We start from the raw sequence: 286 nt of genomic DNA, 5'->3' as shown, positions 1-286 counted from the left end.
TACGGACCATGCGTACGGCACGGCCGAGAAAACTGGCCTTTGCCGTCGTGACGGCGGCGTCTCTTACCAGATGGTATGATCTCAACTGTTATTGCGGACGTTGTCGTACCGCCATGGAAGAAAGTAAGTCGGAACGGGCCTTAGTTTGTCCTTCATGTGAAAATACCGTCTATCCTCGAATCAATCCGGCAGTTATCGTTGCTGTACGTGACGGGGAACGTCTTTTGGTCACTCGGTATGCCGGCAGACCTTATAAGAACTATGCCTTAATTGCCGGATTTGCCGA

1 protein-coding gene is annotated in these 286 nt (G+C 51.4%); it reads left to right on the top strand.

Annotation, left to right across the window (positions count from 1 at the left end; translation table 11 throughout):
- Nucleotides 1-286, top strand: a 286-nt coding sequence (locus PGX78_RS02670) for an NADH pyrophosphatase zinc ribbon domain-containing protein (protein WP_333523849.1), incomplete at both ends; no start/stop codon positions are given.

Origin of the sequence: Megasphaera sp. AF13-6AC (genome assembly GCF_027685385.1) — a bacterium.
In the GTDB taxonomy this organism is placed as follows: domain Bacteria; phylum Bacillota; class Negativicutes; order Veillonellales; family Megasphaeraceae; genus Megasphaera; species Megasphaera micronuciformis.
Note: the sequence above shows the minus strand (reverse complement) of the source record. Positions and strands in the feature narration are given on the sequence as shown.